This window comes from Massilia sp. MP_M2 (assembly GCF_039123635.1).
Classification (GTDB): domain Bacteria; phylum Pseudomonadota; class Gammaproteobacteria; order Burkholderiales; family Burkholderiaceae_D; genus Telluria.
Genome location: NZ_JBCHJF010000008.1, coordinates 147,853 through 161,296 on the forward strand (window position 1 = coordinate 147,853; position 13,444 = coordinate 161,296).

Annotated in this window: 10 protein-coding genes; 5 read left to right on the forward strand and 5 right to left on the reverse strand. The window is 67.1% G+C overall.

Translation table 11 applies throughout. The features are described 5' to 3' along the window. The first annotated feature begins 307 nt into the window (after nucleotides 1-307). Nucleotides 308-2,464, forward strand: a complete 2,157-nt coding sequence (locus tag RCH14_RS17285) for a TonB-dependent receptor domain-containing protein (protein ID WP_343027337.1) — start codon at nucleotides 308-310, stop codon at nucleotides 2,462-2,464. On the opposite strand, the gene RCH14_RS17290 is transcribed toward RCH14_RS17285, so the two are convergent. From RCH14_RS17290 to RCH14_RS17300, 3 genes are all read right to left on the reverse strand, one after another. Beyond that, a complete protein-coding gene (locus RCH14_RS17290; RefSeq protein WP_343027338.1) occupies nucleotides 2,442-3,689 on the reverse strand; it encodes a TCR/Tet family MFS transporter in 1,248 nt (415 codons plus the stop codon). The genes RCH14_RS17285 and RCH14_RS17290 overlap by 23 nt on opposite strands. A gap of 68 nt (nucleotides 3,690-3,757) precedes the next feature. After that, entirely contained in the window at nucleotides 3,758-4,417 is a 660-nt protein-coding gene (locus RCH14_RS17295; protein ID WP_343027339.1) for an HD domain-containing protein, read from the reverse strand. Then, nucleotides 4,411-5,079, reverse strand: coding sequence for a ribonuclease HI family protein (locus tag RCH14_RS17300; protein WP_343027340.1), 669 nt, complete (start codon nucleotides 5,077-5,079; stop codon nucleotides 4,411-4,413). The genes RCH14_RS17295 and RCH14_RS17300 overlap by 7 nt, the downstream gene beginning before the upstream one ends. An 87-nt stretch (nucleotides 5,080-5,166) precedes the next feature. Here RCH14_RS17300 and RCH14_RS17305 point away from each other — a divergent pair, with 87 nt between their 5' ends. Beyond that, entirely contained in the window at nucleotides 5,167-7,134 is a 1,968-nt protein-coding gene (locus RCH14_RS17305; RefSeq protein WP_343027341.1) for a S9 family peptidase, read from the forward strand. A gap of 22 nt (nucleotides 7,135-7,156) precedes the next feature. On the opposite strand, the gene RCH14_RS17310 is transcribed toward RCH14_RS17305, so the two are convergent. Together RCH14_RS17310 and RCH14_RS17315 are read right to left on the reverse strand one after the other, a co-directional pair. After that, nucleotides 7,157-7,741 (reverse strand): hypothetical protein, encoded by a 585-nt coding sequence (locus RCH14_RS17310; protein WP_343027342.1) that lies wholly within the window; start codon nucleotides 7,739-7,741, stop codon nucleotides 7,157-7,159. Nucleotides 7,742-7,904: 163 nt separating this feature from the next. After that, nucleotides 7,905-8,141, reverse strand: a complete 237-nt coding sequence (locus RCH14_RS17315) for a hypothetical protein (RefSeq protein ID WP_343027343.1) — start codon at nucleotides 8,139-8,141, stop codon at nucleotides 7,905-7,907. Between the two features lie 225 nt (nucleotides 8,142-8,366). Between RCH14_RS17315 and RCH14_RS17320 the strand changes: the two genes are divergently transcribed. The 3 genes from RCH14_RS17320 to RCH14_RS17330 all read left to right on the forward strand — a co-directional run bounded on the left by RCH14_RS17320 (nucleotide 8,367) and on the right by RCH14_RS17330 (nucleotide 13,418). Then, nucleotides 8,367-11,465, forward strand: coding sequence for a penicillin-binding transpeptidase domain-containing protein (locus tag RCH14_RS17320; RefSeq protein ID WP_343027344.1), 3,099 nt, complete (start codon nucleotides 8,367-8,369; stop codon nucleotides 11,463-11,465). A gap of 91 nt (nucleotides 11,466-11,556) precedes the next feature. After that, nucleotides 11,557-12,843 (forward strand): hypothetical protein, encoded by a 1,287-nt coding sequence (locus tag RCH14_RS17325; RefSeq protein ID WP_343027345.1) that lies wholly within the window; start codon nucleotides 11,557-11,559, stop codon nucleotides 12,841-12,843. Beyond that, nucleotides 12,840-13,418 carry a hypothetical protein gene (locus tag RCH14_RS17330; protein WP_343027346.1) on the forward strand — a complete coding sequence of 193 codons (579 nt, stop codon included), beginning with the start codon at nucleotides 12,840-12,842 and terminating at the stop codon, nucleotides 13,416-13,418. Before RCH14_RS17325 ends, RCH14_RS17330 begins: the two co-directional genes overlap by 4 nt. Nucleotides 13,419-13,444 lie beyond the last annotated feature (26 nt).

A 13,444-nucleotide genomic window follows, 5' to 3' on the forward strand; every position in this document is an offset into this window, starting at 1 on the left:
ACATATTGGGGCAGGACTTTGAGTCGGGACACGGTCGATCGCCTTTCGCGGAAAAGTGCGCATTATAGCCGGGCATGTCAGAAGGAAATTCTGTTGCCGCTTTTAACACTGTTGCGGCGAGTGTACCGCAGGTAGCGCGGGGATGGCGGACAGAGAGGGTGTGCGCTGTGATGTAATCTGGATATGCTCGTACGTAGCAGTCAGGATTGCTTCTAGAGAGATTGGAAAATTTCTATATTGACGTTTACATTTTGCTACATGGTGGCATATTCTGGCCGGGCCTGTTCAATAACCTGGAGAAGCCGCCGTGAGGAAACTGCCAACGCACTACACCCTGTCTCTGTTGATTGCTGCCAGTGTCCCGATATCGGCAGCTGCCCAGACCGGACCAGTCATTCCGCAGGTGGACATCAAGGGCAGCGCCGCCGGCTACGATCCGCGCCGCGACGACACGGCCACCCGCATCGTCATCAAGCGCGACGAGCTCACGCGCTACGGCGACCGCTCCATTCTGGATGCGCTGCGGCGCGTGCCTGGTGTAACGATCGACGGCAGCAGTGGTCAGGGCGGAACGATCCAGCTGCGTGGCCTGGGTGCCGGCTATACGCAGGTACTGATCAACGGCGAACGGGCACCTGGCAACTTCAGCTTCGACACGCTGTCGCCCGAGATGGTCGAGCGCATCGAAGTACTGCGCGCCGCGACGGCAGACATGCCCACGCAGGCAGTGGCCGGGACGGTCAACATCGTCCTGCGCCACGTGGCCAAGACGAGGGAACGTGAACTCAAGCTGGGCATGCTCGGTTCGGATGTGTTCAGGGGGCCGAACGCGTCCCTGCAACTGAGTGACCGGCGCGAGCGCTTCGCCTGGTCGCTGGCCGGCGATGGCGTGAGCGAACGGTTCGATCGCGTCAATGGGATGGTGCTGGAAAACACGGGAACCGACGGTGCCATCGACCTGCTGCGCACGACGGCGACCGATGAACGTGGCCGCATGCGACGCCTGAACCTGACGCCGCGCCTGGAGTGGACACTGGCTGGCGGCGACAAGATCACGTCCGAAACGTTCGTGAACGTGACCCGGTTTCGCAACCGTGGCCATGCCCTTGTCACTACGCTGATCGGCGGCCCGCCACCTGCGCCCGACCTGGTCACGCACTACCGCGCCGATGACGAAACGGCGCGCACCGATCTGCGCTGGAGCAGGGGCTTTCCGTCCGGCGCCAGCATCGAAGCCAAGCTTGGCCTGATGGGTGAGCGCAGCGAGAACGTGGGGTTGCGCGCTGGGCGCGACGCGGCCGGCAATCCCGAGACGGACGGACGCATCGACGGCGCCCGACGCGACCGCGGCATCAATTCGACCGGCAAGGCGATGCGCAAACTCGGCAGCGGTCACGCGCTGGCCACCGGGTGGGATGGCGGCGTCACCTGGCGGGACGAGACGCGCGTCGAGCAGGATCGTGTGCGCACGTTCCCGTCAGGGTTGGCGCTGGATGAAACGTTCGAGGCGCGCGTGACCCGGCTGGCCATGTATGCCCAGGACGAGTGGGACATCACGCCCTACTGGTCAATGTACATGGGGCTGCGCTGGGAGGGCATCCGCACACGCGCATCGGGCAATTCGTTTGCCTCGTCCCGCACGGGTTCCGGTGTCTGGAGTCCGGTCATGCAGACCTTGTGGAAGATCCCGGGCCGCAAGGGCGACCAGGTGCGTCTTGCACTCACCCGCACCTACAAGGAGCCGGACCTGTGGAACCTGCTGCCGCGCCGCCAGGGCTTTGAAAACAATAGCGCCACCGAGGCTGACTTTCAGGGCAACCCCAACCTCAGGCCAGAACTGGCATGGGGCGTCGACGCCGCTTACGAGCATTACAGGGCCGAGAACGCAATGGTGTCGATCGCCACCTCGCTGCGCCGGATCGATGACTACACGAGCAACCGCATCTACTTTGACGGTTACCGCTGGATCTTCACGCCGGTGAACGACGGCCGCGCCGAGACCCGCTCTCTCGAGCTGGAAACGAAGTTTCCGCTGAAATCCCTGTTTGCGGGCGCGCCGGAGTTTGATGTGCGGGCGGGTGTGGCCCGTCACTGGTCGCGCCTCGACTCGGTCCCGGGCCCGGATAATCGTCTCGAACGGCAAACGCCACTGTCGGCCAATCTGGGGATCGACTATCGCCGGGGCGCGCTGACGTTGGGCAGCAGCGTGGCGCACAAGCGCAATGGTCTGGTGCGGGTGACCGCCAATCGCGGTTATTACACCGCGCCGCGCACTGACCTGGATGCGTACGCTGCATGGCGCATCGACGCGAAGCGCTTGCTGCGGCTGTCGCTGGCCAATCTGCTGCGCGAAAATGAAGGATTCGAGCCGTCGTACGCCGACCCGCTAACCGGCCTGGAACAACGCCGGTTCTATTTCGCCGGGCCACTACGCGCCACGCTCACGTATCAGCTGGCGTTTTGACGTGGTGACTCTTGAAGTAACGCCAGGCCACGATCAGCGCCAGCAGTTGCATGAAGGCGCACAGGTAGAAGCTGCTGCCGACGCGCCAGTCGGATTGGGGCAAGTGGCTCACGGCGCTGAGGATGCCGGTGCCGAGCAGCGGCGTGATGATGACCGCGAGGCTGCCGATTGCCTGCAGGGAGCCCATCAACTCGCCCTGCTGCTCGGGCGGCGAGGACTTCGAGACGAGCCCCTGCAGCGCCGGGCCGGCGGCGTAGGCGAGCACGTTGCACATGATGAAGACGTACATCATCCAGCCTTCGGTCGCCAGGCCGTAAGCGGCATACGTCACGGCGCCCGAGCCCAGGCCCAGCAGGGCCAGGCGCGGCTCGCCAAAGCGCCGGATCAGGATGCCCAGCAGCCCGGCCTGCACCACGACCGAGCTCAAGCCCACGCAAAAGAGCGCGATGCCGTTGTCGCGCGGCGTCCAGTCGAAGCGGAAGGTGGTGTACAGCACCCAGGTCGATTGCAGCATCATCTGGGCGAAGGTGGCCAGGAAGACCGCGACCACGAGGCCGCGGATATCCTGGCGCCGCACGAGGCGCATCAGCGCGGTGAACGGGTTCAAGCGCTCCCACGCGAAGGGCGGGCGCACGCCTGGTGGCAGCGACTCGGGCACGAAGAAGTAGCCGTACACGAGGTTCGCGCCTGACAGCACGGCCGCGACGTAGAACGGCAGGTGCAGGTTGGACTCGCCAAGCACGCCGCCAAGCATCGGGCCGCAAATGAAGCCCAGGCCGAAGGCGGCGCCGATCTTGCCGAAGCTTTTGGCGCGGTTTTCGCGGGTCGAGATGTCGGATGCGTAGGCCGAGGCGACCGACATGCTGGCCGACGACATGCCGCCGATGACGCGGCCGAGGAATAGCCAGGCCAGGCTCGGTGCCCAGGCCGTGACGAGAAAATTCAGGCACATGCCGCCCATCGAATACAGCAGCACCGGGCGGCGGCCGATGCGGTCGCTCAGTGCGCCCAGCGCCGGCATGAACAGGAACTGCAGCAGGCCGAACACGGTGGCCAGCACGCCATACCAGAGCGCGCGCATGTCGGCGCCTTCGACAAACTGCCCGACCAGCAGCGGTAGCACGGGCACGATCAGGCCAATACCGAGCATGTCGATGAAGACGCAGACCAGGACGAAATTGAGGTTGCCGCTCGACGCTTGCGGCACGGTGGTCGTACTGGTCATGGACACCTCGGCGGTTGGCGGTCGCCCATCTTAGCATTGCGGCAACGCCTGCATGCCGTTAACAATCGCTAGACGCCGCTCCATTCGGCCGCGAACTGTGCCCGGAACGTCATCAGCTGTTCGAGGCGCTCGCGGCCCACGGCGCGCGCGGCTTGGGTCTGCATCATGTCCGGCAGCTTGTCGAGCTTGACGACGATGTGGTCGAGCGCGTAACGACGATCGTCGTGCGCACGTTCGTCGCCCAGCGGATCGGTCGGATGCGCCAGGCTGCTTTCCATGCGGCCCGCGATATAGAACATGCGCGCCAGTCCCACCAGGCCCAGGCCGTCGAGACGATCGGCGTCCTGCACGATCTTGGCCTCGATGGTGGTGGCGGGAATCGCCGCCGAAAAGCTGTGCGCCTCGATGGCATGCGCGACCGCGTCGAGCTTCTCGGGCGGGAAGCCCAGCGGCGCGAGCAACTGGCGCGCCAGCTCGGCCGAGCGGCGCGATGCCTGGTTGCGCGCAGGGTCGTTCTTCGGCAGGTTCACCAGGTCGTGCAGGTAGCTGGCCGCCAGCACCACCAGGCGGTCGGCTTCCGGGTGGTGCGCGAGCAGCGCCTGGGCATTGCGCCAGACGCGGTCGAGGTGGGCGCCGTCGTGGGCGCCGTCGGTGCCGGCATCCTGCGCCGCCAGCGCGACGAGCTGCGTGCGCCAGGCGGCGAAATCGGTCGAAGTAAGTTCTAACATATTGATGTTTCCGGTAAAAGAGGCGGCACGGCACGCTGGGAGAGCGCATCGGCCTCGGCATTCTTGTGACGCGGGATCCAGCGCAGCTGCGCCTGTGGCAGGCGCGCGAGCAGGGCACAGGCGCGGGTGCGGTAGTCACGCAGGCTCGGCGCACTTGCGCTGGCGGGGCCATTCACGTCGTCGATCACGACCTGGCTGTCCCCGCACACCAGCACATCGTGCGCGCCATGCGCCACGGCGGCGTCCAGCACGGCGATCAAGGCCAGGTATTCCGCTTCGCTGCTGTTGCCATAGCCGCCGTCATGCGAGATGGCGACGCGCACGCCGCCAGGACCTTCGAGCACCGCGCCGACGCCGCAGCGACCGGGATTCGGTCGTGCCGAGCCGTCGAACCAGGCGCGCCACGCCGATTTTCCCTGGCCAGCGCCCCGCGTGCGCGAGGCATTGGCCAGCGCCGCGCGCCGGGCCGACTGCTGCGCCGCATGCAGGCGCAGCGCCGCCCGTTCGGCCAGCAGGTGCGCCAGGCCGGCCACGCCGGCGCTGTGCGTGAGCGTGCGGGTGAGGGCATCAAGCTCGTCCAGGCCGGCGCGCGTCATCAGGCGCTGGCTTGCCGCCAGTTCGGTCTTGTATGCGGCGGCGCGCAGAAGGCTCAGGTCGTTCATGGCGAGAGCATAACCGATCTTCATTCGTTGACAGAAGTTAAGACTTTTGAAACACTGGATCGATGCTGTCCAACTTGAGGAGAAGCGATGCGTCCGTCCCGCCATGCAGTCCGATTGTCCCTGTTCGCCGTGTTGGTCGGCGCCGCGTCGATGCCGTTGCAGGCCAGTGAGCAGGTCACTGCGCAGGTTGAAAAACCCGGCGCGCAGCCGGTAGCGAAAGCGCCGCTCAAACAGGGCAAGCAGGTCAAGCGCTACACCATCGAGCAATTCATGGCGACGACCTCCGTGACCGGCGCGTCGTTCAGCAAGGACGAGCGGCAGATCCTGTTCAGCAGTAACGCGTCCGGCATCTTCAACGCCTACACGCTGCCGGTGGGCGGCGGCGCGCCGCGCGCGCTGACCACGTCCACCGTCGATTCGACCTACGCGGTAGGCTACTTCTACAACGACGACCGCATCCTGTTCACGCGCGACACGGGCGGCGACGAGCAGAACCACCTGTACGTGCTCGAGCCGGGCGGCAAGGAGCGCGACCTGACGCCCGGAAAACTCAAGGCATCGTTTGCCGGCTGGAAGCCCGACGGTAGCGGCTTCTACGTCGCCACCAACGAGCGCGATCCGAAATTCTTCGACATCTATCTGTACGACGCGGGCAGCTACGCGCGCACGATGGTGTACCAGAACGACAGCGGCATGAATGTCTCGGACATCAGCCGCGACGGCAACTGGCTTGCGTTCGACAAGTCCAGCACCACGTCCGACAGCGACGTCTACGTGTACCACCTGCCGACACGCACGATGAAGCACATCACGCCGCACACCGCACCGGCGAGCCACTCGGCCGCCACGTTTGATCCGCAATCGAAGCGCCTGCTGCTCACCACCAATGCCGGTGGCGAGTTCACGCGCATCGCCGCGTATGATCTGGCCAGCGGCGTGACGAGCGACGTCGAGAAAGCCGACTGGGACCTGCTCGACACGAGCTACTCGCGCAATGGCGCCAACCGGGTCAGCATCGTCAACCGCGACGGCAGCATCGACGTGCGCGTGTTCGACGCTGCCGGCAAGCCGGTCGCATTACCGAAACTGCCGGGCGGCGAAATGCGCCAGGTGACGTTTTCGGCCAGCGGCCGCCTGATGGCGTTCTATCTGAATGGCGACCGCTCGCCGAACAACCTGTACGTGCACGATTTTGTCAGCAAGAAGACCACCCAGCTCACGCGCAGCCTGAATCCGGCCATCGATCCGAACGATCTGGTCGAAGCCCAGGTCGTGCGCTTCAAGTCGTTCGACGGCACCGTGATCCCGTCGATCTATTACAAGCCGAAAGGCGCGGCGCCGAACGCCAAGGTGCCGGCGGTGGTGTACGTGCACGGCGGGCCGGGCGGGCAGACGAGGCGCGGCTACAGCGCGCAGATCCAGTATCTGGTCAACCATGGGTATGCGGTCCTGGGCATCAACAACCGGGGCAGCTCGGGGTATGGCAAGACCTTCTTCCGCGCCGACGATCGCAAGCACGGCATGGAGCCGCTGTGGGATTGCATCGAGGCGAAGACGTGGCTCGCGAGCCAGTCGTACATCGATGCCGAGCGCATCGGCATCATGGGCGGCAGTTACGGCGGTTACATGACGCTGGCGGCGCTGGCGTTCCGGCCCGAAGCGTTCAAGGTCGGCATCGATATTTTTGGCGTGAGCAACTGGGTGCGCACGCTCGAGAGCATTCCGCCGTATTGGGAAGCGCAGCGCAAGGCGCTGTATGACGAGATCGGTGACCCGGTCAAGGACAAGGAATTTTTGGTAGCGACGTCGCCGCTGTTCCACGCGCACCGCATCATCAAGCCGCTGATGGTGATCCAGGGCGCGAACGATCCGCGCGTGATCCGGCCCGAAAGCGACGAGATCGTGGAAGCGGTCCGCAAGAACAAGGTCGACGTCGAGTACGTCGTGTTCGACGACGAAGGCCATGGTTTCTCGAAAAAGAAAAACCAGACCGAAGCGAGCGCGAAGATCCTGGCGTTTCTGGACAAGCACCTGAAACGCCAGGCGACGAATTAACAGCGTGACTTAACGGCGTGAATTAACGGCGATAAGGATTGTCCGGACGGCTATCGTGGCGGTTGCGCACGCCGTCGCCATCGCGGTCCCGATCGTGGCGGTTGCGGATGCCGTCGTTGTCGCGATCGCGGTCGCGGTAGTTCGGGACGCCATCACGGTCGAAGTCCGGTCCGCGCCCGCGGCCATTGCCGTGGTGCCGATCGCGATCACGGTGGTGGTCGCGGTAGCCACGGTCGCGGTCATAGCCGTCATGGCCGCGCACATACACCGGCTGCGGGCCATAGTGGTGGCCCGGGCCGCGGTTCCAGCGCGACGGTTCCATCACCCAGCGGTTGCCGCGATGGTGCCAGCTCGGCGGCGCATACACGTAGCCGGGCCGCGCGACGACATAGTGGCCGGGCACCCAGTCATGGCGATGGCCGCGCCATTCCCAGTAGCCGGGCGCCCAGACGTGGCCGCGACGCGGACCCGGAATGCGCTCGTAGATGGGGGCGGGCGGGGCGCTGCTGATCACGACCGAGAGGTGTGGCTGGGCCTGTGCAGACAGCGGGATGGTGGCAGCTGCGCCAATGGCGATCAGGGCTGCAAGAATAAGCGGGGATTTCATGGTCGTCTCCAGATCCGTAAGCGGATAAGCGGAATATAGCAATCCGGGATCGGTGACGCGAAGCCTGAAGCAAGTTATTACATCTGACACAGTTTGGTGGCGTTAGCCGTCCACCTGGCCGCCGCGCGCCGCCCGTTGGCGGCGCCGCGACGACAGCGCGCGTTCACAGCCGGCTCGCTGCGGTGACGGTGTCCAGTGCCAGCAGCTGCGACTTCTCGGCGCTACTCAGGCGCTTGGCGGTCACGGTCACGGTGGCGACCTTGGCGCCGCTGGCGATGGCCGCGCTGCTTGCATTGAAGGCGTTGGCATTGGCGTCCGAGACCTTGGCCAGATAGCCGACAGGAACGGCGATCAGGGCGGCGGCGATGAAGACGGCTTCCATGTGTTTGAGGACGTTCATTTTGCTTCTCCTTGGTGGGTGAGTGGTGTGTCGATGTGTGTACTGTAGGCGTGTCCCCGCACGGCTTCCAGCGGTGTGCGACGAGTGGCAGAAAACGGGGGGTGAGTTGCATCAGAACGGCCCTGGACATGGGCGCGCAGCCTTGCAGCGCTCAGCGGTTTCACCGGCCCTCCGCTAGCCTTGCGCAAGGGCGCATGGGCGCCACGCTAGCCACTGGACTCGTGCATGACCGGCCCCTTCGCCACCCTGACCCGTAACATCGCCGCGTCGCGCACGGCGCGGCGGCGTGCCCGCAATCTGCGCCGGGGCTGGACCATTGCGCTCGGTCCGGCCTGGGCCTGGGCCGCACTGGCCTTGGTGATGGGCGGCGTGGTGGCGCTGGCGCTGCACGCGCGCGCCTTGCCCAACGATGCGCAGGATGTCCCTGGCGTAGAAGCGCTGGCGGCGCTTCAGCCGCTGGCACCGGGTCTCGAGATCATCGTGCCGCCCGACAGCGGTGTGTCGCTGACGCAGCGCGGCGCGCTGGCGCTCGTGATTGCAAACAGCATGCAGGCCGGGCCGGCGGTCCGGGTCGACCTGTGCATGCAGATGCTCGATCCGGCCAATGGACGGCTGTTGCCGCTGCGCGTCGGCTATCCGTTTGGCGAAGCCGCGGCGCTCGCGCGCAGCAGCAATGGGCCGCCGCGCAGCGTGCTGCTGGCACGCGACGGCGCCAGCATGCCGCGCATCGACATCACCGGCAATGCCACGACCGGACTGGCGATCGCCTGGAACGCGCTGTTTGGTACCGCGAGCTGGATCAGCGACGCAACGGGCGGAGTCGCCACGCATGCGCGCCAGGGCCAGGCGGCGCTGGGGGGCGCAGGCTGGCTGTTGTGGCGCGGCGAGGCGCTGCGCTTCACGCGCCGGCCAAGCGGCGCCTGTCCGCAGGCCGGTGAACTGGTGTTGCAGCATTTCCAGCCCGGTGAGCCAGCCGCCAAAGCGGCCTTCGTGCAAGCCTTCCCGGCGCTCGGCGCACCAGTTACGCTGCGCCTGCGGCCCGGCGTCTGGACCGTGCCGCAGGTCCCGGGCGCCGGTCTGGAAGACGAGGCGCTGTTCGACGCGCTGCGTGCGCGCGGTTTGCTGCGGCTGGGCCGCGACGGCTTGATCGAACAGGCGCCGCGCGACTTGCTGGCCTGGCTCGGTGCCGACGCGTCGGTGCGCGCGCCGCTGCCCGGCTGGGAAGACTTCCGGCCCGACGCGGGCGACCGGCGCCTGCTGGAACGCCTGCATCATCGTGCGGATGGCGCCTTCGTGCGCGAACAGGTGCGCGTGTTCAACAGCGAACGACGGCTGGTGGCGTGGCGCGTGCGGCCCGGCGCAACGGCAATCTGGCAAGCGGCAGTGGCGGGCAGCCCGGCAGTGCGCGAAGCGGGCTTGCCGCTGGCGGCGATGCGCCTGTTCGCGCAGTTGCCGCAAGGCTGGGCGTCGTGGCACCGCGTCGGCGGCTGGGAAGGCGGCCGGCATGACCGCCTCGTGAGCCTCAGCGCCAGCTCTGACGGCAAGCCGCTGGAACTGCTGGTCGCCGGCCGCGTGCGCAGCGTGCAGGGCGCCACCGTGGCGGCCCGTGCTGCCTGCGACGGGCGCGCCTGTCCCGATACGGGCGCCGTGCAGCACCTGCTGCTGTCGCCACTGCCGGGCGCGACGTCGGTCAAGGTCGAGATCGAGCCGCTCGATCTGGCCAGACTGTCCGGCGGCGCCGACGCTGCCTATCGCCATCTGAAGGTCGAACGGGGTGTGCTTGCATGGCAGGCGCTGCCGGCCGGCAGCCGCAGTGCGCGGCCCGCCGGCGCCCCGGTACGCCTGGTCGATCGCCATGGAGAAATCCTGTGGCAGGATGGTGCGCCGTCAGTCCAGGCGACGCTGGCCGGCCTGGCGCCGCTGCTGGGCGTGCACCGTCAGCACGACGGCAGCGTGGCGGGCATGCTGGCGCGCCTGGGCGGGGGCGACCATGCGGCAAGCCTGACGCTCGATCTGGCGCTGCAAGCCCGGGCCCAGGTGCTGCTCGACTGCATTGGCCAACAGGGCGGCCAGTGGGATGGTCGCACCTGTCGCAACGCCCAGGCGGCGCCCGCCGAGCGGCGCGCCGGCCTGGTGCTGCTCGATGCCGGCACCGGCGACATCCTGGCGGCGGCATCGAGTGGCGGCAGTCGTGGTGGTACGGCGGCCGCGCCAGAGAACTGGCCAGAGGTGCGCGACTTCGACCGCGCCGACCCGGCGCGCAGCCCACTACGCATCGCCGCATTCCAGCACGACGGCGGCGCCCACCGCGCGCCCGGCTCGACCTTCAAGGTCATCACTGCGCTGGGGCTCGAGCAGGCCGCGCAAGGCAACAAGCAGCTCGATACGCTGCTGGGCGGCTTGCCATTGGCGCAGGTGGACCGTATCGCGAGCGCTGGCGGTTACGACTTTCGCACCGATGCCCCGAGCTACCCGGCGGGCGGCACGCGCGCCCGCATCACCAATTTCCGCGACCAGATCACGGGCGCGCGCGCCGCCGACGGCCGCCTGGGCCTGGCCGGCTCGATGGCGCACAGCGTCAATACATGGTTTGCCTGGACCGGTGAACTGAGCGACCGCACGCTGCTTGGCCAGCCTGACGGCGGCATGCCGGGCGCTGCCGCGCTGGAGCCGGGTGCGCTCGACGCTGCGCGTCCGGTGGCGGCGATGGCGGCGCGCCTGGGCTTCGGCCAGCCGCTGCGGCTCGACGGCGGCTTGCTGCCGCCGGATTACCGCTGGGGCGACTGGGATGCGCTGTCGGCGTCCGCATCGCAGCTCGATCCGGTGCACAGCCGGCATGAACTGCGCCAGATGGCAATTGGCCTGCGGATGCAGACCACGCCCTTGCAAATGGCACTGGTGGCGGCCAGCGTCGGCGAAGGCCGTAGCGTGACGCCGCGCCTGCTGCTGGCGCTCGACGGCCGCGACGCTGCGTCCAGCCAGGGCGCGCCTCTTGGCGTGCGGCTGGACCGCGTACGCGCCGGCATGAAGGGGGTCGTCGACTACGGCACGGCGGCCGGGGCATTGCGCAGCCCGGCGTTCGATGCGCTGCGCCCCGGCCTGTATGCGAAGACGGGCACCGCGCCGGCCGGCAAGGACGATCTGGCCACGGTCTGGTTCATGGGTTACCTCGAGCCGGGCAGCTTGCCGGGCCAGACCCGCCGACTCGCATTTGCGGCCTTTGTCAGTCATTCAGCGTTGACCGGCGGTGGCCATGCAGCACCGGTCGTGGCGGCGCTGCTGGCATCGATGGCCGGTCAGTCGTTGGAAAAGAGGCACAAATAGGGGTCTCCAGCACGCCTGAATGCTGTAGTTGTATGGCATCATCTATTTCGTTGTGCAGCATGTGTGCAGAGAAATCGAGGACGAGGAAGGTATGCGTTTACCGGGGACCCGGTATCAGGAGCACGGTTGGGAGCAGGTCCGCAAGTTGCTGGGTCAGTGTTCCCTGCAGGCGCTCGCCCGCATCGACCCCGCCAGTTTGCAAGGCGTCGATACAGGCCAGTCGCTCGCCGCGTATGTCGAGGCGGTCGCACCGATCCTCCATGCGGGCGGCAAGCGCGCGCATGCACCCGGCAACAGCTACGGCGAGACGACCGCCGAGCTGGCCCTGAGCCTGGTCTACGAATTGCAGGCGCGGCCCGCCGACTGGGCCGCCTTGTGCACGGCCGTGGCCACCGAGCATGCGCGCATCGGGCCGTTCTGGACGCAAGCAGGCGGCGAAGCGCTGCTGCGCAAGAAATTCAATGACCTGTATGCGGTGCTACGCGACAAGGTCGACAGCGATCACTACCAGGTGGCGTGCGGCCGGCCCTGCAGTCCGAACCGTATGTACGCGTACCGGATGCTCGACACGGCCTATCACGACATCGCGCGCCTGTTCGAGAGCTGGCGCGAACATGCGCCGCAGGTCGGCGCGATCCTGGGCCGCAGCGTCGAGGCGATGCCGATCGAAGCGCGCCAGCTGCGCTCGAGCGGTGACTGCAAGCCCGAATGGATCGTGCGCTGGAGCGAAAGCCTGGAAGCGCACACGGGCGTGCCGGGGCCATTGCACACGCGCTCAAAACGCTTCGCCAGCCTGAAGTCCAGTCCCGACAAGATTGCTGCAATGCTGCGCGAAATCGCCGAGTACGACGCGCTGTCGGCCAACCGCGACGGCGACTGGCTGCAGGACCTTGGTGCGTCTGATGCCTGGCTCGACGATTACTGGCGCGTGCTGAACGAGTCCGAACAGGGCAGTACGCCGGGCCCGGACCAGATTCTCGAAGCGCGCCAGGAAGCGCCGGAGCTTGACGTGGACGTCGCACCGGACAGCGAGGCGACACTGGCCGCAGCGCTAACTTGCATCGCGCCCTGCGTTTCACTTCCCCCCAACTACCTGGTAGTGGCAGCGACGGTCGAGGACCGCGCCAGCTGGGCGGCGCGCCGGATGGCGCAGGACAGCTTGCCGGTACGCCTGGCGGTGTATCTCAAGCTGCTCGGGCCATTCGACGATTGTTATCCATCCGAATGGTGCGATCCGGCCACGGGCGAATTGCCGACGATGGGCCAACTGGCCCTGCTCGACGGCGTCTCGCTGCCGACCCTGCGCAAGCGGCGCGACGCCGCGATACTGCGCCTGAACGAGGTGGTTGGAACACAGGAGGAACAACGATGGGCATGACGAATCTGGATCGCAAACTGCAAGCCGGCGCGCTGCTGGCACGCCGCGTGGAGGGCGATGCCCTGGTGCTGGCCGATGCCGTCCTGCTGCAGGCACTGAGCGGCAGCCGGCCGCTGACGCATGGCGAACGCGCGGCGCTGCAGGCGTCGCCCTTGACGCTGCGCCGCATGCGCCATCTGGCCGCTGCAGTTCGTACCCCGCATGTTCGTAGTCAGCCAGTAAGCTGGAGCGGCAGCGCTGGGCTCCTGCGCGCGGCCGACAGCGGCGCCCCGCTCGAGGTGCTGCGCACGGATGACCGGATGTGGCGCCTGCACTTCGTCGACCAGCGCGGCATAGCCGGCGTGGTCGTGCAGCTCGATCTGGACGCGCCGGGTGCGGCGCAGCTGCTGGCGTCGCGCGCGACGATCGCCGTACGCGACGGCGCCGGCAGCGTGATCGTGCAAGGCAGCCTGGATGCGGACGGCGAGTGCGAAGGCCCGTGGCCATTTGCGGCCTCACCGGCAGTTCACTTTCAACGGCACGGGGCGCGCTTCGATGTGCAACCCATCGCGACGCCCGTGCCCCCATCAACATAGTGCAGTTCCCGCAATTCCCACAAGGA